Origin of the sequence: Microbacterium sp. (assembly GCF_036823965.1) — a bacterium.
Taxonomy (GTDB): Bacteria; Actinomycetota; Actinomycetes; order Actinomycetales; family Microbacteriaceae; genus Microbacterium.
Window position 1 is genome coordinate 1 of record NZ_DAITBE010000008.1, and the last position, 19,214, is coordinate 19,214.

The window sequence follows — 19,214 nt, forward strand, 5'->3', positions numbered from 1 at the left end:
GTGCGCGGGCCCGCGTGGTGGGACCCCGCACGACGATGGCGAACCCCACAACCCGCACTCACCCACGCGCTCACCGGGTAGCACCCGTCCATGCGGTGTGCGGAGTCACGCGAGCGAGGCGGCAGGACCCGGAACCGACCGACAACCGGGCACCGACCGACAACCGGGCACCGACAGGCGACTGGGTGCCGGCACGCGACTCGGGTCGCCACGCGACCGGCGGCCGACACGCGACCGGGGCCGACTGAGGGCTGCGGACCGACTGAGGGCTGCGGGCCGACTGGAGATCGGGGATCGACAGGGCAGCGGCCGCAGCGTCAGAGGGTGAATCCGACCTTCAGACCGTGGTCGCCGTGCCCGTCGTCATGTTCGCAGCCGACCGGCCACGGGTGCGACCCGATGTGTCATGCTAGGGGCCGACCCGGGGGGATCGACACATCATGACCAGGCCGCTGGCAGGACCACAGACACTGTTGCGCACGCTGAACGGCCGCGCAATCCTCGAGGCGCTCGCGCGCAGCGGTCCTCGCACCCGCGCCGAGCTCATGTCGGCGACCGGGCTGTCCCGCACCGCGGTCACGCAGGTGCTGCGGATGCTCGAGACGGCGGGAGCAGTCGCACCCGCCGGCGTCGACCGCGACACTCGAGGACCAGCGGCCGTCCGCGTCGCGCTGCATCCGCACCTCGGGTACGCGGCAGCGATCCACGTCGATCATCACGCGGCACACGTCGTGCTCGTCGATGCCACCGGGACCGTCCGCGCTGAGGCGCACGGAGACTTCAGGACGAACGACGACCGAGTCGCCTGCATCGCCGGCCTCGTCGACGAATGCCGTCGCGCAGCCAAGGGGCCGGTGCACATGGCGGTCGTCGCCGTGCCCGGTGCTGTGACGACCGACGGCGGCATCCGCAACGATGAGGGCCCCGACGGCGGGCAGTTCCACACCGCGCTCACCGCGACCCTCGGCTGCGAGGTGCGCATCGAGAACGACGTCAACCTCGCCGCCCTCGCCGAACTCACCGAGAGCACAGCCGGGTCGCTGTCGAGCTTCGCGCTCCTGCTTCTGGTCGACGACGGGCTCGGCGCCGGAATCGTCATCGACGGTGCACTGCACCGTGGCGCATCCGGTCTCGCCGGAGAGGTCATGTACCTGCCGCAGAGTCCGTTGCCGATCGGCGCTCCGGTCGTGAGCGATGTCGTAGTCAGCGACCTCGCCCTGGCCAACGATCGCGATCCGCGTGCCGCGCTCGGTGACCACCTCGAGGCTGCGGCCGCGGGCGACGAGGCCGCCCTGAAGATCGTCGCCGAGGTCGCCAGGAGGCTGGTGCTGATCGCCGGCACCATGACGCTCGTGCTCGACCCCGAAGCATTCATCCTCAGCGGTGACGCCGCGCACCCAGTGCTCGCGGAGGCGATGGTGCGGGTCGCAGAGGAGTTCGCGCCACTGCTCACCGTGCGCTTCCTCGTCGCCTCCTTCGGCGTGGAAGCGCCGCTCGTCGGTGCCGTGCGCGAAGCCGCCTCCGGCCTCCGTGCCATGCTCTTCACCCGCGTGCTCGCCGCATGACCGGGGCGCCGGCCCGAACCGGCGCTTCGCGGCGCAGCATCCACCCCGCAGACAGGAGTCGACGATGACCGAACCCTCCGACCTCACCGACCGCCTCGGGCTCGCCCCCGGCGCCAGGGCGATCATCCTCAACGCCGACGACTTCGGCATGTGCCACGCGGCGAACACCGCGATCATCGAGCTGTTGGATGCCGGGCACATCGACTCGACAACGGTCATGGTGCCGTGCTCCTGGTCGCCAGAGGCGCTCGCCTTCGCCGCCGCTCGCACCGAGCTCGACGTCGGCGTGCACCTGGTGCTCACGAGCGAATGGTCCCGCTACCGCTGGCGGCCGCTGACCGGCGGCGCCAGCAGCCTGGTCGACCCAGCCGGATACTTCCCGATCGACGTCGTCGCGGTCGAGCAGCGCGCCGACGCCGGCGAGGTCGCCGCGGAACTCGCCGCGCAGCTGCAGACCGCGCTCGATGCGGGTGTCGACGTGACGCACCTCGACAACCACATGGGGTCGGTCTACGGACTCGCCACCGGCCGCGACTTCCTCGACGAGGTCTTCACGCTCGCAGCCCGCCACGGTCTGCCCTTCCGCCTGCCGCGTCGCATGGACGGTATCGGAGCCGACCCGACCATGCAGGCGACGCTCGACCGGGCGTCGGCCGCGGCGGCAGCGCTCGGCGTCGAGATCATCGACCGACTCTGGTCGCACCCCTTCGAGCTGGTCGGCGAGGGGACGCCCGACGAGGAGACCTACGAGCAGGTGCGCGACGGATTCGTCGCATTGCTGCGTGCGGTGCCCGCCGGAGTCACCGAGATCTACCTGCATCCGATGGTCGACGGGGACGAGCTGCAGGCTGCCGTCGACTACGGCTCGGCCAAGCGCGGGTACGAACTGCGACTGCTCGCCGACCCGGTCGTGCAGCAGGCGATCGAGGATGAGGCGCTGGTGCGCATCGGCTGGCGCGACCTCCGCGACCTGCAACGGGCCGGCGGCTCCAGGTGACCTCGCTCACCACGCGCATCCGCGACCGCCGCCTCGACGCGGCGCCGACCCTGCAGCAGTCCATCGCGTTCGGAGCATCCGGATTCCCGACGCAGCTGATGGCGCAGACCTTCTCGGCCTTCATCGTCTACTTCTACGTCTCGCACCTCGCGGTGCCGGCCGGCTGGGTGGCGGTCGCGATGATCGCGCACGGCATCCTGAATGCGCTGCTGAACCCTGTCGTCGGTGCACTGTCCGATCGGATCCGAACGCCGTGGGGCCGACGCATCCCGTGGATAGGGATCGGCATCGTGCCGCTCGTCGTCGCGTTCGCGTTGATCTGGATGCCGCCGGAGCTGCCCGTCGGCGGACTCATCGCCTGGTTCCTCATCGTCGTCGCGGTCTACGACATCGCCTTCGTCGTGGTCGTGCTGAACATCTCCGCCCTGTTCCCCGAGATCTTCCGCACCACCGCCGAGCGCTCGCGCGGCAACGTCCCGCGGCAGATCTTCGCGATCCTCGGCATGGTGCTCGGCACCGCCGGTGCGCCTGCGCTGTACGACTCGATCGGGTGGGCTGGGATGGCGCTCGTGCTGTCGGCAGTGTGCCTGGCGCTGCTGGTCTGGTCGTTCTTCGGCGGCATGATCGAGCGACGGGTGCCCGAGGCGGCATCCGAGGCCATGCGCTTCCGCGACCAGCTGACGTACACCTTCGCGAACCGGGCCTTCGTGCCATACGTGCTCGGATCGCTGTTCGTCCAGACGTCGATCGCGGTGATCCTCGCGTCGGTCCCGTTCTACGTGCGGTACTCGCTGCATGCCGCCGAGGGTGAGAGCAGCCTGCTGCTCGGCGCGATCTTCATCACCGCGATCCCCTCGATCCTGCTGTGGAGCGCCGTCGTGCGCCGCACCAGCCCCCGCACCGCCGTGCTGTGGAGCGTCGCCGTGTTCGGGATCGCCGTGCTCGGCTACCTGATCCCGTCGAGCGTGCTCGGCGCCGCATTGGTGGGCGTCGGGGTCGGGGTGGGCGTCGGCGGTCTGCTGCAGCTGCTCGAGGTCATGCTCGCGCAGATCATCGACGACGATGCCGTCCGCACCGGGCACCGCCGCGAGGGCGCGTACTTCGGCGTGAACGGCTTCGTCGTGCGCGGCTCCGTCGTGCTGCAGGCGATCGTCGCCGCGGTGGTGCTCACGGCATCCGGTTTCGATGCCGCCCTCGAGGATGCGCAGCCGGAGAGCGTCGACGGCGGCATCCGCTTGATGCTCGCCGTCATCCCGCTGGGGTTCACGGCGCTCGCCTGGCTCTGCTTCTGGCTCTACCCGATCCGCGCGCGCGACCTCTGAAGGTCAACCGGCGTTGCGCCGAGCCTCCCAGCCCGTGCGCACCATCTCGTCGACCGTGTAGCGCATCGTCCAGTCGAGGTCGCGGGCGGCGAGCTCGCCGGTCGCGACGATCCGGTCGGGGTCGCCGGGGCGACGCGGACCGATCTCGGGGGTGAAGTCGATGCCGGTCACGCGGGCGACGGCGTCCATGATCTGCTTCACGCTGAGCCCGTCGCCGGAACCCAGGTTGTAGGCGGCCTCGATCGGCTCGCCGGCCGACAGACGCTTCGCCGCGGCCACGTGCGCCGCCGCGATGTCGCCGACGTGCACGTAGTCGCGCACGTTCGTGCCGTCCTCCGTCGCGTAGTCGTCGCCGAAGATCTTCGGGGTGTTGCCCGCGATCAGCGCCTCGAACACGATCGGGAACAGGTTGTGCGGGCTCACGTCGTAGACGGTCGGGTCGGCCGAGCCGACCACGTTGAAGTACCGCAGCGAGGTGTGGCGCAGCGGTGCGGCCGAGTCGGCGGTCGCGATCGCCTGGTCGCGCAGCAGCCATTCGCCGATCAGCTTGGACTCGCCGTACGGGCTCGCGGGCTTCTTGGCGGTCTCCTCGACGACCAGCGCGACATCGGGCGTGCCGAACACGGCAGCGGATGACGAGAACACGATGTTCGTGACGCCGGCCGCGTCCATCGCCTCGAGGATGACGCGGGTGCCCTCGACGTTCTGCGCGTAGGTGTGCAGCGGACGCTGCACCGAGACGCCGGCGTACTTGTACCCGGCGACGTGGATCACACCGTCGGCGTCGTGCTCGCGGAGCGTCTGCTCGACGAGCTCGCGGTCGAGGATGCTGCCCTGCACGAAGGCGACGCCCTCTGGGACGAACGACGCGACGCCGCTGGAGAGGTCGTCGAGCACGACCGGGGTGAGCCCGGCATCCGCGAGCGCGCGGACGACGTGGGCACCGATGTAGCCGGCGCCGCCGGTGACGATCCAGGACATTGCGTTCCTCTCCTGCCGCGCTCAGGCGCGGACCGGTCCATTCTCTCAGGCGTCACGCTGTGCGCCCGCTGAGGGCACGACAGTGAACAGGTGCGGGGCCGCGAAGCCGCGCTCGGTGAATGCCGCGGCCACGGCATCCGACACCGCATCCACCGAGTCCTGCTCGATCAGTGCGATCGCCGCGCCGCCGAAGCCGCCGCCCGTCATCCGCGCGCCGATCGCACCCGCTGCGAGCGCCGCCTCGACGGCGGTGTCGAGCTCGGGCACCGAGATCTCGAAGTCGTCGCGCATGGATGCGTGCGACGCCACCAGCAGATCGCCGATGCCTCTGGCGCCCTGCTCGCGCAGCACCCGCACGGTGTCGAGCACGCGCTGGTTCTCGGTCACGATGTGCCGCACCCGGCGGAAGGTGACGTCGTCCATGAGCTCTTCGGCGCGGCCGAGGTCGGCGACCGAGACGTCGCGCAGGCTCGGCACGCCCATGATCGCGGCACCTCGCTCGCACGATGCCCGGCGTTCGCGATAGCCGCCGGTGGAGTGCGCGTGCTGCACCTGCGTGTCTATCACCAGGATGGCCAGGCCAGCCGGGGCGGCGCCGACCACGACCGGCAGCGCCTCGAGCGAGCGGCAGTCGAGGAAGATCGCCGCATCCGGCTCGCCGAGCATCGACGCCATCTGGTCCATGATGCCGGTGGGCGCGCCGACCGCCTCGTTCTCGGCTCGGCGGCCGATGCGGGCGAGGGCCACTCGGTCGAGACCGGCACCCCAGATGTCGTTCAGTGCGGATGCCGCCGCGCCCTCGATCGCGGCGGACGAGGAGAGTCCTGCGCCGACCGCTACATCGGAGGCGATCGCGATGTCGACCCCGGATGCTGAGGCGCCGGCCTGCTGCAGCGCCCAGGCGACGCCGAGCGGATATGCGGCCCACTCCGGGACGGCCGGCTGCTGCGCGTCGCCGGATCCCTGAGCCCGTCGAACGGTCGGGAACAACGACTCGAGTTCGTCGATGCCGACCTCGACCGCGTCGGGCGCGAACGTCGAAGCCACGCGGATGCGGTCGTCGTCGCGTCGGCCGACCGCGGCGACCGTGCGGTGCGGGATCGCGAAGGGCAGCACGAAGCCCTCGTTGTAGTCCGTGTGCTCGCCGATCAGGTTGACCCTGCCCGGCGCCGACCAGAGCCCGTCGGGGGCATGCCCGGCGAGCGTCTCGTAGAGGGCGCGAGCGTCCTGCTGGGCGGCGGTCTGCTGTGTCTGCTGCTCGGTCATGCGTTGGCCTCCGGACCCTCCGACGGGCTCAGGGCCCCGTCCTCCTCGGCGCGGGCGATCGCCTCGCGGATGCGTGCTGCCCCCAGTTCGGGGGGGACTTCGGCGGCCCAGGCCCACATCGCGGCTTCGGAGCCTGCGAGGAATTTGAGCTTGTCCGCTGCGCGCCGAGGGCTCGTGAGCTGCAGGTGCAGACGAACGGTGTCGCGACCCACGTGCACGGGAGCCTGGTGCCACGCGGCGATGTAGGGGGTCGGGGTGTCGTAGAGCGCATCGACGCCGCGGAGCAGTCGCAGGTAGAGCGGCGCGAGCTCGTCGCGCTCGGCGTCGCTCGTCGCGGCGAAGTCGGGCACGTGGCGGTGCGGCATCAGGTGCACCTCGAGCGGCCAGCGCGCGGCGAACGGCACGAAGGCCGTCCAGTACTCGCCGCGGAACACGACGCGCTCCGACGCCTGCTCGAACTCGAGCACCCGCTGGAACAGGTCGGGTGCGGTGCGGTCGATCGAGTCGAGCAGCCGGGTCGTGCGCGGCGTCACGTACGGGTAGGCGTACAGCTGGCCGTGCGGATGCGGCAGCGTCACGCCGATCGCCTCGCCGCGGTTCTCGAACGGGAAGACCTGCTCGACGCCCGGCAACTGCGACAGCGCAGCCGTGCGGTCTGCCCATGCTTCGATCACGGTGCGCGCACGGACCACCGACTGGGTGCCGAACGAGCCGGTGTGCTCGGGACTGAAGCACACGACCTCGCAGCGGCCGACAGAGGTGCGGCTGCGCCCGAGCCCGAGGGCGTCGAGGTCGTCGAGGCCGCGCGGAGGATTGGATGCCGCCGGCGCGGTGCCGAGCGCCTCTGCGAGGGCGGGGCCGAACGCGGGGGAGCGGTTCTCGAACACGGCGACGTCGTACATCGACGGCACTTCCGATGGGTTCGTCGGCGTCTGCGGGGCGAGCGGATCGGCATCGGCACCGGGCATCATGACGCGGTTCTGCCGGTTCGCGGCGACCGTGATCCAGTCGCCGGTGAGCACGTCGAGCCGCATCGACGCCGTGTCGGGGCGGGGATCGAGCTCGCGCGCGTCGACGGCACGATCCGGGCCAAGCGCGGTGTCGGGGTCGTCGTAGTAGATGATGTCGCGGCCGTCGGCGAGGACGGTCGAGCGCTTGACGATGCCGGCGCTGAGGGCTTCGGTGCGCAACTCAGGAGATTCAGGCGTGTTCACGTAAACATGGTACGCACATCGCCGTGATAACGTCAACATTGCCGCGTACTGCACGCGCTGAGTTCTGAAACCTGCTGAGGTGTGAACGCCGCTGAGCGGCGAACGGAGGATGCCGGTGCCCGAGGAGTCGTCTCCCACGTCACCCGATCCGCGGCGCGGGCGCCCCGCGAGCGGCCGCATCTCGATGGCTGCCGTCGCCGCACTCGCCGGCGTCTCCGGGCAAACCGTCTCACGCGTCGTGAACGACAGCCCTCGCGTCGATCCGGCCACTCGGGAACGCGTCGAGCGCGCGATGGCGGAGCTCGGCTACCGGCCGAATCGAGCGGCGCGAGCGCTGCGCACCGGTCGGTCGCAGACCATCGGGCTGGTCGTCACGACGCTCGCCACCGTCGGCAACTCGCGCATGCTGCAGGCCACTGCGGAAGCAGCGGCCGAACGGGGCTACGCCCTCACGCTCGTCACGGCCGCATCCGGCGTGGCCGACGCGTTCGAGCGCCTCGCCGAGCAGGAGGTCGACGGCGCGATCGTGCTGAACGAGGCCTCGGCCCAGGTGTCCGCTGCCGAGCGTCCGCCAGGGCTCCGCCTGGTCGTGGTCGATGCGCCGACGGACGCCGGTGTCGTCGCCGTGCACAGCGACCACCGCGGTGGTGCCGCAGCCGCGACCACCCACCTGCTCGGACTCGGCCACCCCACGGTGCACCACCTCGCCGGGCCGGCCGACTCGTTCGCCGCGATCGAGCGCGAGGACGGCTGGCGCGAGGCCCTCGCCGCCGCCGGTGTCGAGGCTCCGGAGGTCGTGCGCGGGGACTGGAGTGCGGACGCCGGGTTCGCCGCCGGAGGGGCGCTGGCCACAGCATCCGCCGTCTTCTGCGCCAACGACCAGATGGCGCTCGGTCTGCTCCGCGCGCTCTCCGAGGCTGGCCGCCGGGTCCCCGGGGATGTCAGCGTGGTCGGCTTCGACGATGTGCCGGATGCCGCGAACTACCGTCCGCCGCTGACGACGATCCGGCAGGACTTCACGGCCCTCGCGCACCGTGCCGTCGGGGCGCTGGTGGCGGAGATCGAGGGAGCCGACGGCACGGACGCGTCGGCATCCGTCATCCCCACCGTGCTGATCGAGCGCGCCAGCAGCGCCGGACGCTAGCCCGGATCGAGACTCGTGTTTGCACTCGATCGATCTCTCTGCGATGATCTCGGAAAGCGCTTACCCGAACGGGAAGCGCAGACCGCACGACAGGACGGACGACAGATGTCACAGGCGACGACCCGCGAGATCGGGATCATCATGAACGGCGTCTCCGGACGCATGGGCTATCGGCAGCACCTGGTGCGCTCGATCCTCGCGATCCGCGAGCAGGGCGGCATCGAGCTCGCAGACGGATCCCGCGTCACGGTGAAGCCGATCCTGGTCGGGCGCAACGAGGCCAAGCTCGCCGAGCTCGCAGCACTGCACGGCATCGAGGACTACACGACCGATCTCGACGCGGCGCTGGCAGATCCGGCGTGGGAGATCTACGCCGACTTCCTCGTGACCAAGGCCCGTGCGTCCGCGATCCGCAAGGCGATCGCCGCCGGCAAGGCCATCTACACCGAGAAGCCCACCGCCGAGTCGCTCGACGAGGCGCTCGAACTCGCGCGGCTCGCCCAGGCGGCCGGCGTGAAGACCGGCGTCGTGCACGACAAGCTCTACCTGCCGGGTCTGCAGAAGCTCAAGCGCCTGATCGACTCCGGCTTCTTCGGCCGGATCCTGTCGGTCCGCGGCGAGTTCGGATACTGGGTCTTCGAGGGTGACTGGCAGCCGGCGCAGCGCCCGAGCTGGAACTACCGCACGGAGGACGGCGGCGGCATCATCAGCGACATGTTCCCGCACTGGAACTACGTGCTGGAGAACCTGTTCGGCGAGGTGAAGAGCGTGTACGCGCAGGCCGCGACGCACATTCCGGAGCGCTGGGACGAGCAGAACGAGAAGTACACCGCGACCGCTGAGGACGCGGCCTACGGCATCTTCGAGATCGAGGGCGGCATCATCGCCGAGATCAACTCGAGCTGGACCGTGCGCGTGAACCGCGACGAGCTCGTCGAGTTCCAGGTCGACGGCACGCACGGCTCGGCCGTGGTCGGACTCTTCGGCGCGAAGATCCAGCCGCGCAACGCCACTCCGAAGCCGGTGTGGAACCCCGACCTCGAAGACACCCGCGACTACGACGCCGACTGGCAGCAGGTGCCGACGAACGACGTGTTCCTCAACGGGTTCCGTCAGCAGTGGGAGGAGTACCTCGCCTCCTACGTCGCGGGCACCGACTACCCGTTCGATCTGCTCGCCGGTGCCCGCGGGGTGCAGTTCGCCGAGGCCGGTCTCACCTCGAGTGTCGAGGGCCGGAAGATCGCCCTGTCGGCGCTGAGCCTGGACTGATCCGATGAGCACGCTCCGACTCCTCGCCGCAGACGGGGCGGTGACGGATGCCGCGCTGCACGAGGGCGGCTCGTTCACGCGCCCGACCTCCGCGCTGCGCAGCCGCGTCGCCTACGCAGCGGCGCACGTCGTGCCGAAGGTGCACGCGGACAACACCCCCGGGCAGCCGGCCGACATCGACTGGGACTCCACCCTGGCGTTCCGACGCAACGTCTACTCCTGGGGGCTCGGCGTCGCCGACGCGATGGACACCGCCCAACGGAACATGGGGCTGGATGCCGCCGCCACGCGCGAGCTGATCACCCGCAGCGCCGAGGTGGCGCGCGAGGAGGGCGGCTCCGTCGTGGTGGGCGTCAACACCGACCACGTCGACGAGACGCACATCTCGCTCGACCGGGTGATCGACGCCTACACGCAGCAGCTGCACTTCACGGAGGAGCAGGGCGCAGGCCCGGTGCTGATGGCGTCGCGTCATCTCGCGAGGGTGGCGACGGATGCCGCGGACTACCGCCGCGTCTACCGCGAGGTGCTGTCGCGGGCGACTGCCCCGGTCGTGCTGCACTGGCTGGGCACTGCCTTCGATCCGGAGCTGGCCGGCTACTTCGGGGCGCCCGACTGGCAGGCGGCCTCCGAGGTGCTGCTCGAGGTCATCGGGGAGAACCCCGGCAAGGTCGCGGGCGTGAAGATGAGTCTGCTGAACGCCGAGTCCGAGATCTCCGTGCGCGAGCGCCTTCCGGAGGGTGTGCGCATGTTCACCGGCGACGACTTCAACTACGTGCGTCTGATCGGCGGCGACGGCACCGATGGGCCAGGTGGCGCGTACTCGGACGCGCTGCTCGGCGCCTTCGCGGCGATCACCCCCGTCGCGTCGGCGGCGATCCAGGCACTCGATGCCGGCGATCACGCGCGCTACCTCGAGATCCTCGGACCGACCGAGGAACTGAGCCGCCAGGTGTTCGCCGCGCCGACGTTCTACTACAAGACGGGCGTGGCGTTCCTGTCGTGGCTGAACGGACACCAGCCGGCGTTCCAGATGGTCGGCGGTCTGCACTCTGCTCGCAGCCTGCCGCACCTCAGCCGCATCGTCGAGCTCGCGAACGCCTCGCTCGCGCTCGAAGCGCCGGAGCTCGCCCGCGAACGCTGGCACGGGCTGCTGCGCCTGAACGGAGTCGACGCATGACTGTCGAACGGGTCCCTGAGCCTGTCGAAGGGCCTGACTCCCGCGGATGGGTTCCTGAGCCTGTCGAAGGGCCCGATCCCCGCCTCTCGATCAACCAGGCGACCATCAAGCATGCGGACCTCGCGACCGCGCTGCGGGTCACCGCGGATGCCGGCATCCAGGCCATCGGACTCTGGCGGGAGCCGGTGAACGACGTCGGCCTCGACGTCGCCGCGCGGATGCTGTCGGACTCCGGGCTGCGTGTCACGACGCACTGCCGGGGCGGGTTCTTCACCCTTCCGGCGGGCCGGACGCGAGACGCCGCGCTCGACGACAACCGCCGGGCGATCGAGGAGACCGCGACGCTCGCGGCGGCCGGGGCTGCCGGGTCGACCGCCGTGCTCGTGCTCGTCGCCGGTGGGCTGCCCGATGGCTCGCGCGACCTGATCGGCGCGCGCGAACGCGTGCGCGATGCGATCGGAGTGCTCGCGCCCGAGGCGAAGGCCGCCGGTGTGACGCTCGCGATCGAACCGTTGCATCCGATGTACGCGTCGGACCGTGCCGTCGTGTCGACGCTCGGCCAGGCACTCGACATCGCCGCCGACTTCGAGGCAGACGTGGTCGGCGCTGCGGTCGACACCTTCCACATCTGGTGGGACCCGCAGGTGCTCGAGCAGATCGCCCGTGCCGGTCGCGCAGGGCGCATCGCGACGTATCAGGTGTGCGACTGGAAGACCCCGCTCGCCGCCGATGCGCTGCTCTCGCGGCACTACACGGGCGATGGCGTGATCGACTTCGGTTCGCTCACCCGCGCTGTGATCGACACCGGATACGACCGAGACATCGAGGTCGAGATCTTCAACGCCGACATCTGGGCGGATGCTCCGGAGCGCGTCGTCCGCCGCACCGCGGCGAGCTTCGGCGCCGCGGTGTCGCCGCACCTGCGCTGAGCCGCAGGCGGGTCGCTGCGCCGCAGGGAGCCAGGGTGTGACGGGCTCAGAGCCCAGGCGTCGCAGGAACCCGAGCACCGGTCGCAGCGGATTGAGAGGATGAACGCATGACGACGATCAGGCCGGGCCTCTGCTCGGTGACCTTCCGCGCCCTGCGGCCGCAGCGCATCGTGGAGCTGGCGGCGGATGCCGGACTCGCGGCCATCGAGTGGGGCAGCGATGAGCACGTCCCTCCGGGTGACGAAGCCTACGCCGAGTACGTGGCTCGGCTGACCACGGATGCCGGGCTCGAAGTCGCCTCCTACGGCTCGTACTTCCGGTGCGGCGTCGACGAGCAGATCACGCCGGTCCTCGACAGTGCCCAGGCGCTCGGCGCCGATCGGGTGCGCGTCTGGGCCGGGGCGCTCGGCTCCAACGAGGCTGCCCCGCAGGACTGGGGCGCCGTCGTCGAACGGCTGCAGGCGGCGGCATCCGAAGCATCACAGCGGGGGATCGGTCTCGCACTCGAGTTCCACTCCGGCACGCTCGCCGACACGGCGCCGACGACACGGCGGCTGCTCGCCGACGTCGGGAGCCCCGCACTGTCGACGTACTGGCAGCCGACGGTCGGAGCATCCGTCGACGCCGTGCTCGAGGAGTACCGGGCGATCGCGGCGCACACGAGCGCAGCGCACGTGTTCTCCTGGTGGCCGGCGCACGAACGGTTGCCGCTGCGGGCGCGCGATGCGCTGTGGACACGGTTCTTCGCCGAGGCGCTGACCGCGGACGCTCCGCCGCGCGACGCGATGCTGGAGTTCGTCCCGGGCGATGATCCGGCGGCGCTCGCGGTCGAGGCCGCATCGTTGCGGGCGTACCTCGGACTGACGAAGTGACCGTGGCCCGCCCAGTAGGCTCTGGGGCATGACCGCGTCGACCTCGCCCGCTGACGGCGCGCCAGGACAGCAGTCGTCTGCGCAGGCGTCAGCGTCGCCGCGCCGCCCTCGTGTCGAACGTGGCGGAGCGCCCACGCTCGACGACGTCGCCCGCGCGGCCGGGGTCTCGTTGGCCACGGCGTCCAGGGTCCTGAACGGCTCCGACCGCAAGGTCGCCGACTCGTTCAGCGAGCGGGTCAAGAAGGCCGCCGCCGAGCTCGGGTATACCGCCAACATGTCGGCGCAGGCGACCGCGCGCGGCACGTCTCCGGTGATCGCCCTGCTGGTCGCCGACATCGCCGACCCCTACTTCGGCATGATCGCGTCCGGCGTCGCCCGCGGTGCCGATGAGCAGGGTCTCGTCGTGACGATCTCGATCACCGAGCGCGACCCGGCCCGCGAAGCGCGGATCGTGCGCGCCCTGCGCGGCCAGCGCCCGCAGGGGCTGATCCTCGCGGCATCCCGCACCGGCGAATCGATGGAGGCGGAGACCGCCCGCGAGCTCGCCGAGTACGCGCGCCTCGGTGGGCGCACGGTCGCCTTCGGCGCTGACGGCGCGGGCGACCGCCAGGTGCGCATCGACAACCACGGCGGGGCCGAGGCCCTCGGGCGACGCATGGGCGAGCTCGGCTATCGCTCGGCGATCGCGATCAGCGCGGCCACAGGAGTGCGCACCTCGGATGAGCGTCTCACCGGGTTCCGGGCCGGCTTCGAGTCCACCGGCGGCTCGGTCGACCGCGTGCTCCGCGGAGACTTCCGGCGGGAGTCGGGCGCTGCGGCCATGGCGGCGGCGCTGACCGACGGCGTCGCCCCAGGCACTCTCGTGTTCGGCATCAGCGATGTGGTCGCGATCGGCGCGATGGCGGCGATCCGCGACGCCGGACGCGAGGTCGGTGCAGACATCGCCGTCTGCGGCTTCGACGATGTGCCGTCGAGCAGCGATGTCTCGCCGGCGCTGACCACGGTTCGAGTGCCGCTGAGCGAGGTCGGCTACCAGGCGTTCCGTGCCACGGTCGACGCCGAATGGACCCAACCGCCACTGCCCCTCGACATCGTCGTGCGGGCGAGCACGCCGAGCATCGCATGACAGGGTGCGCAGCATGACAGGAGTCGACGAATGACCAGGATCGTGCTGGCGCCCGACAGCTTCAAGGGCACGATCACGGCAGCGGATGCTGCTGCAGCCCTCGCCGAGGGCTGGCGCTCGGTCGACCAGGCGGCGGCGTTCGTGCACCGACCGATGGCAGACGGCGGCGAAGGCACCGTGGCGGCGTTCGCTGCGGCCGTCCCCGGCGCGCGAGCGATGCCGGTCACGGTCGACGGCCCGGCCGGCGGTCGCATCGAGACCTCGTGGCTGCTGCTGCCTGCCACTCCGGATGCTCCGCGCGGCACTGCCGTCGTCGACCTGGGCTCCACCTCCGGCATCGAGCTGCTCGACGCGCTGCGCCCATGGGATGCCGACACGACCGGCTTCGGCCAGGCCATCGCGGCGGCGCTCGATCACGGCGTCTCGCGGCTCGTGGTCGGGATCGGTTCGAGTGCATCGACCGACGGCGGCACCGGGATGCTGTCGGCGCTCGGCGCGCGATTCCTCGATGCCGCCGGCGCACCGGTGGCACCTGGGGCGCGCGGCCTGGCGGACATCGTCGCGGTGGATCTCACGGGTCTCCGTCCCGCTCCGGAGGTGCGGGTGCTCACCGACGTGACGAATCCGCTGACCGGTCCGCGCGGCGCCGCAGCCGTCTTCGGGCCGCAGAAGGGGCTCGCCGCGCCTCACGACATCGCGCACGTCGACGACGGGCTCGCGCGCCTCGCCGCCATCCTCGACTTCGATGCGACGCTGCCGGGCAGCGGCGCGGCCGGCGGCACCGGCGCGGCGCTCGTGGTCTGGGGCGGCGTGCTCGCGCCGGGTGCGGCCGAGGTCGCCGAGCTCATCGGTCTCGCTGCGGCCATCGCCGACGCCGACGTCGTGATCACGGGCGAGGGGTCATATGACGGCCAGTCGGGAGACGGAAAGGTCCCGTCGTTCCTCGCCTCGCTCGCCGCGGCCGCCGGGGCGCGGGCGATGCTCGCCGCCGGGCGCATCACGCCGGATGCTGACACCGCGCTGTTCGCGGCATCCGTGTCGCTCACCGACCTCGCCGGGTCATCGGATGCCGCGCTCGCTGAGCCTGCCCGGTGGCTCACCGCCGCCGGTGCGGCGCTGGCGCGCGCGCACTGAACCCAGCGGACTCAGCCACTGAACCCAGCGGACTCAGCCGCCGAGCGCAGCGGACTCAGCCGCCGAGCGCAGCGGACTCAGCCGCCGAGCGCGGCGGAGACGACGGCGCGGGCCTCGGCCTGCACCTCGGCGAGATGCTCGGGGCCGCGCAGGCTCTCGGCGTACAGCTTGTACACGTCTTCCGTGCCCGACGGGCGAGCGGCGAACCACGCGTGCTCGGTCTGCACCTTCAGGCCGCCGATCGCGGCACCGTTGCCCGGCGCATGCGAGAGCTTCGCGGTGATCTCCTCGCCGGCGAGGGTCGTCGCCGACACCGACTCGGGGGCGAGCTTGCCGAGCGTGGCCTTCTGCTCGGGGGTCGCGGGAGCATCCACCCGCTGGTAGGCCGATGAGCCGAAGGCGGCCTCGAGCTCCGCGTACCGCTCCGACGGTGTCTTGCCCGTCACTGCGATGATCTCGGCCGCGAGCAGGCACAGCAGGATGCCGTCCTTGTCGGTCGACCAGACGCTGCCGTCCCTGCGCAGGAACGAGGCGCCGGCGGACTCCTCGCCGCCGAAGGCGACGGAGCCGTCGAGCAGACCCGGCACGAACCACTTGAACCCGACCGGCACCTCGAGCAGGCGGCGGCCGAGGGACTCGGCCACGCGGTCGATGATCATCGACGAGACGAGCGTCTTGCCGATCGCGGCGTCGCGCGGCCATTCGGAGCGGTGCGAGAACAGGTAGTCGATCGCGACGGCGAGGTAGTGGTTCGGGTTCATGAGACCCGCATCCGGGGTGACGATGCCGTGGCGATCGGCATCCGCGTCGTTGCCGGTGAGGACGTCGTAGTCGCCCTTCTTCGCGACCAGCGATGCCATCGCGGAGGGGGAGGACGGATCCATCCGGATCTTCTCGTCCCAGTCGAGCGTCATGAAGCGCCAGGTCGGGTCGACCTCGGGGTTCACGACCGTCAGCTCGAGGTCGTGCATCTCCTTGATGAGTGCCCAGTACTCGACGGATGCTCCGCCGAGGGGGTCGGCGCCGATTCGCACGCCGGCACGGCGGATCGCGTCGATGTCGATGATCGACGGGAGGTCGCGCACGTAAGCGTCTCGGAAGTCGTAGCCGGTGATGGCATCCCAGTCCACGTCGGCGAAGCGCTCGCGCTTGACGCCCTCGAGGCCGTTCGCGATCAGCTCGTTGGCCCGGTCGGCGATCCAGCCGGTGGCGTCGGTGTCTGCGGGTCCGCCGTGCGGCGGGTTGTACTTGAAGCCGCCGTCGCGCGGGGGGTTGTGCGATGGGGTGACCACGATGCCGTCGGCGCGGCCGGCGTTCCCCTCTCCCGCTCCCTGAGCCTGTCGGAGGGCTCGGTTGTACGTGAGGATCGCGTGGCTGAGCGCCGGCGTCGGCACCCAGGAGTCGCGGGAGTCGACACGGACGTCGACGCCGTTCGCGAGCAGCACCTCGATCGCGCTGCGCTCGGCGGGCAGCGAGAGGGCGTGGGTGTCGCGGCCGAGGAACAGCGGGCCGGTGATGCCCTGCGTCGCGCGGTAGTCGACGATCGCCTGCGTGGTGGCGAGGATGTGGTTCTCGTTGAAGCTGCCGGACAGCGAGGATCCGCGATGCCCGCTCGTGCCGAAGGCGACGCGCTCGGCGGCGACATCCGGGCGCGGAACGCGGTCGTAGTAGGCGGCGATCAACTCGTCGACATCGATGAGGTCAGTGTCCTCCGCGGGGAGGCCGGCACGGCTCGTCATGCAGACAGTCTGCCCCCGATCGCGCCAGAGGCGAAACTTCGATTCCCGTGTTCGACGGGAGGGCTAAGGTGAAACGCGTGACTGAACGCCGCACCTACAGCTATCTCGGACCAGCCGGCACCTTCACGGAGGCGGCGCTCGAGCAGGTCGCTGAGGCCCGTGGCCAGAACTGGCGACCGGTGCACAACGTCGGCGAGGCCCTCGCAGATGTGCTGGAAGGCCGCAGCGACGCCGCGATGATCGCGATCGAGAACTCGATCGAGGGCGGCGTCTCCACGACGCAGGACGCGCTGGCGACACTGCCGGGCCTCCGCATCATCGGCGAGTACCTGGTGCGCGTGAACTTCGTGCTGGTCGCACCGCGCGGCACGACCCTCGACGAGGTGACGGTCATCGCCGCGCACCCGGTCGCCTACGCGCAGTGCCACGGCTGGCTCGGCGCGAACATCCCGGCGCACTCGCATGTGCCGGCATCCAGCAACGTCGCCTCGGCCATCGGCGTGCTCGACGGCACGCTCCCGGCGCAGGCCGCGATCGCCGCTCCCGGCGTCGTGAAGCACCTCGACGTCGAGGTGCTGGCCGAGGACATCGGCGACAACGCCCAGGCCGTGACGCGCTTCGTGCTCGTCACGCGCACGACCACCGCGCCGGCCCCCACCGGCGCCGACAAGACCTCGCTGATCGTCGAGCTGCCGAACGATCATCCCGGTTCGCTCCTCGAGATGCTCGAGCAGTTCTCGACCCGCGGCATCAACCTCTCGCTCATCCAGTCGCGTCCCATCGGCGACGAGCTCGGCCGGTACCGCTTCGTCCTCGACGCCGACGGGCACATCGAGCACGAGCGGATGGCGGATGCTCTGCTCGGCATCCGTCGGTTCAGCCCGCGCGTGGTGTTCCTGGGTTCGTATCCCCGCGCCGACCGCCAGATCGTGCACTACCCCGAGCGCTATGCCGACGACATCTTCGTCGAGGCGCGGGACTGGCTGCGCGGCATCCTCAGCGGCGAACCGACCGAGTAGCCGCGAGCCGTCTCCGCCGGCTCGTGCTCCTGGAACCGGTTCAGTGCTCCTGGAACATCGGCCAGGCGCTGCCCGGCGTCATGTGCGAGTGCAGCGCGCCCTTCGCGGATGCGAGGCTCGGATACGTGCCGGTCGCGGTATCCGCTCCCGCCATCGTGACCTGATACTCGTCGTCCACGTGGCGGATGCTGCCGACCACGCCGTTCGTGCCGTAGGCGACCCAGAGTGCGAGTGTCTTGGTGGTGGTACCGGTGGTGGTGCTCATCGTCGAACTCCTCTCTGAGCCTGAGGCTACGCCCGCCGCACGAGCTTGACCAGGCCTTGACAGCCGGACGCGGTGCGGGGGAGCGCCGAGGGCATCAGAGCGCCGCGGCCACCAGCTCCAGGGTCTGGGAACGGGCGGATGCCGACGACATCCCCTCCGAGTCGTAGTACCCGGCGACCGGGGAGAGCATGACCTCGTCGACGCCGAAGCGGGTGGCGAACTCGCGGACCTCGGCGGCGACGGACTCGCCAGTGCCGACGAACCAGCGGGAGCGCGCGCCCTGCACGACCTGCTCGGTGGCGGCATCCGCCTCGGCGGCGATCGCGGCGATCGCCTCTTCCACGGTCTCGAGTGCGGTGAGGGGCTTGTTCAGGCGCAGCCGCGACATCATCCGCAGCTGCGGCAGGGCGCGTGCCTCCGCCTCCTCGACGGTCGGCGACGCGACGGCGTTCACGGTGAGGAAGGTGCGCGGCTCCGGGTGCTCCTCGTTCGGCTGGTAGCCGGAACGGTACAGGTCGAGGGCGCGCTCGACGCCCTGCCCGGAGAAGTGGTTCGCGAAGACGTACGGCAGGCCGTGGGATGCCGCGAGCTGCGCCGAGTAGTCGCTCGAGCCGAGCAACCAGACCTCCGGGGCCCCGGTCGCCGCCGGTGTGGCGTGCACGGTGTACTCGCCGCCGGAGGTGAAGCGCACGGTCGCGCCCTCGCCGGAGACGAGCGCGGTGATGTCCTGCACATGGCGGGGGAACTGCTCGACATCGCTGGTCGTGCCGGCCTGCCGCAGCAGCTGTGTGATCACCGGGTCGCTGCCCGGCGCGCGGCCGAGACCGAGGTCGATGCGTCCTGGCGCGATGGCCTCGAGCGCGGCGAACTGCTCTGCGACGATGAGCGGCGCGTGGTTCGGCAGCATCACGCCGCCCGAGCCCAGGCGCATGCGCTCGGTGCGCGTCGCCGCGGCGGCGATCAGCACCGGGGGAGTCGTCGATGCGACGGCCGGCATGTTGTGGTGCTCGGCGAACCAGTAGCGGCGGTAGCCCAGCCGATCAGCGGTCTCGGCGAGCGACAGGGAGGAGGCGATCGCCTCGGCGCTGGTCTGACCGGTTCGCACCGGGACGAGGTCGAGGACGGAGAGTGCTGTTTCAGACATCCCTGGTGGCAACGCGGGCGCGCGGCCGGACATTCCCCCGCTACCGTT

17 protein-coding genes are annotated in these 19,214 nt (G+C 71.0%); 11 read left to right on the forward strand and 6 right to left on the reverse strand.

Annotation, left to right across the window (positions count from 1 at the left end):
* Positions 1-440: 440 nt before the first annotated feature.
* From V7Z82_RS13675 to V7Z82_RS13685, 3 genes are all read left to right on the forward strand, one after another.
* Entirely contained in the window at positions 441-1,565 is a 1,125-nt protein-coding gene (locus tag V7Z82_RS13675) for an ROK family transcriptional regulator (protein WP_334152086.1), read from the forward strand.
* A 64-nt stretch (positions 1,566-1,629) separates the two neighbouring features.
* A complete protein-coding gene (locus V7Z82_RS13680; RefSeq protein ID WP_334152087.1) occupies positions 1,630-2,562 on the forward strand; it encodes a polysaccharide deacetylase family protein in 933 nt (310 codons plus the stop codon).
* On the forward strand, positions 2,559-3,884 hold the full coding sequence (locus V7Z82_RS13685; protein WP_334152088.1) for an MFS transporter: 1,326 nt from the start codon (positions 2,559-2,561) through the stop codon (positions 3,882-3,884). Before V7Z82_RS13680 ends, V7Z82_RS13685 begins: the two co-directional genes overlap by 4 nt.
* Before the next feature lie 3 nt (positions 3,885-3,887).
* Here the strand turns inward: V7Z82_RS13685 and galE are convergent, their stop codons facing one another.
* From galE to galT, 3 genes are read right to left on the reverse strand one after another with little or no spacing between them, the layout of a single operon-like run.
* Complete coding sequence (gene galE, locus V7Z82_RS13690; RefSeq protein ID WP_334152089.1) at positions 3,888-4,865, reverse strand: UDP-glucose 4-epimerase GalE; 978 nt, start codon at positions 4,863-4,865, stop codon at positions 3,888-3,890.
* A 45-nt stretch (positions 4,866-4,910) separates the two neighbouring features.
* Positions 4,911-6,131, reverse strand: a complete 1,221-nt coding sequence (galK, locus tag V7Z82_RS13695) for a galactokinase (RefSeq protein WP_334152090.1) — start codon at positions 6,129-6,131, stop codon at positions 4,911-4,913.
* On the reverse strand, positions 6,128-7,345 hold the full coding sequence (gene galT / locus V7Z82_RS13700; protein ID WP_334152091.1) for a galactose-1-phosphate uridylyltransferase: 1,218 nt from the start codon (positions 7,343-7,345) through the stop codon (positions 6,128-6,130). Before galT ends, galK begins: the two co-directional genes overlap by 4 nt.
* Positions 7,346-7,529: 184 nt before the next feature.
* Here galT and V7Z82_RS13705 point away from each other — a divergent pair, with 184 nt between their 5' ends.
* The 7 genes from V7Z82_RS13705 (at position 7,530) to V7Z82_RS13735 (ending at position 14,999) form a co-directional block, all read left to right on the forward strand.
* Positions 7,530-8,489: a LacI family DNA-binding transcriptional regulator gene (locus V7Z82_RS13705; protein ID WP_334152235.1), complete on the forward strand. Its 960-nt coding sequence runs from the start codon at positions 7,530-7,532 to the stop codon at positions 8,487-8,489.
* Positions 8,490-8,594: 105 nt separating this feature from the next.
* Positions 8,595-9,758 (forward strand): Gfo/Idh/MocA family protein, encoded by a 1,164-nt coding sequence (locus V7Z82_RS13710; RefSeq protein WP_334152092.1) that lies wholly within the window; start codon positions 8,595-8,597, stop codon positions 9,756-9,758.
* A gap of 4 nt (positions 9,759-9,762) precedes the next feature.
* Positions 9,763-10,938, forward strand: a complete 1,176-nt coding sequence (locus V7Z82_RS13715) for a dihydrodipicolinate synthase family protein (protein WP_334152093.1) — start codon at positions 9,763-9,765, stop codon at positions 10,936-10,938.
* Entirely contained in the window at positions 10,935-11,867 is a 933-nt protein-coding gene (locus V7Z82_RS13720; RefSeq protein WP_334152094.1) for a sugar phosphate isomerase/epimerase family protein, read from the forward strand. The genes V7Z82_RS13715 and V7Z82_RS13720 overlap by 4 nt, the downstream gene beginning before the upstream one ends.
* A 107-nt stretch (positions 11,868-11,974) precedes the next feature.
* Positions 11,975-12,739 carry a sugar phosphate isomerase/epimerase family protein gene (locus tag V7Z82_RS13725; protein ID WP_334152095.1) on the forward strand — a complete coding sequence of 255 codons (765 nt, stop codon included), beginning with the start codon at positions 11,975-11,977 and terminating at the stop codon, positions 12,737-12,739.
* 28 nt (positions 12,740-12,767) lie between these two features.
* On the forward strand, positions 12,768-13,865 hold the full coding sequence (locus V7Z82_RS13730) for a LacI family DNA-binding transcriptional regulator (RefSeq protein ID WP_334152096.1): 1,098 nt from the start codon (positions 12,768-12,770) through the stop codon (positions 13,863-13,865).
* A gap of 30 nt (positions 13,866-13,895) precedes the next feature.
* Positions 13,896-14,999, forward strand: a complete 1,104-nt coding sequence (locus V7Z82_RS13735; protein ID WP_334152097.1) for a glycerate kinase — start codon at positions 13,896-13,898, stop codon at positions 14,997-14,999.
* A gap of 77 nt (positions 15,000-15,076) precedes the next feature.
* Here V7Z82_RS13735 and pgm read toward each other — a convergent pair whose 3' ends face one another.
* Positions 15,077-16,738 carry a phosphoglucomutase (alpha-D-glucose-1,6-bisphosphate-dependent) gene (pgm, locus tag V7Z82_RS13740; RefSeq protein ID WP_334152098.1) on the reverse strand — a complete coding sequence of 554 codons (1,662 nt, stop codon included), beginning with the start codon at positions 16,736-16,738 and terminating at the stop codon, positions 15,077-15,079.
* 68 nt (positions 16,739-16,806) lie between these two features.
* Here pgm and pheA point away from each other — a divergent pair, with 68 nt between their 5' ends.
* On the forward strand, positions 16,807-17,757 hold the full coding sequence (gene pheA / locus V7Z82_RS13745; protein ID WP_334152099.1) for a prephenate dehydratase: 951 nt from the start codon (positions 16,807-16,809) through the stop codon (positions 17,755-17,757).
* 40 nt (positions 17,758-17,797) lie between these two features.
* Here pheA and V7Z82_RS13750 read toward each other — a convergent pair whose 3' ends face one another.
* Entirely contained in the window at positions 17,798-18,022 is a 225-nt protein-coding gene (locus V7Z82_RS13750) for a methyltransferase (protein ID WP_334152100.1), read from the reverse strand.
* Between the two features lie 94 nt (positions 18,023-18,116).
* Complete coding sequence (locus tag V7Z82_RS13755; protein WP_334152101.1) at positions 18,117-19,166, reverse strand: LLM class flavin-dependent oxidoreductase; 1,050 nt, start codon at positions 19,164-19,166, stop codon at positions 18,117-18,119.
* Between the last annotated feature and the right edge of the window lie 48 nt (positions 19,167-19,214).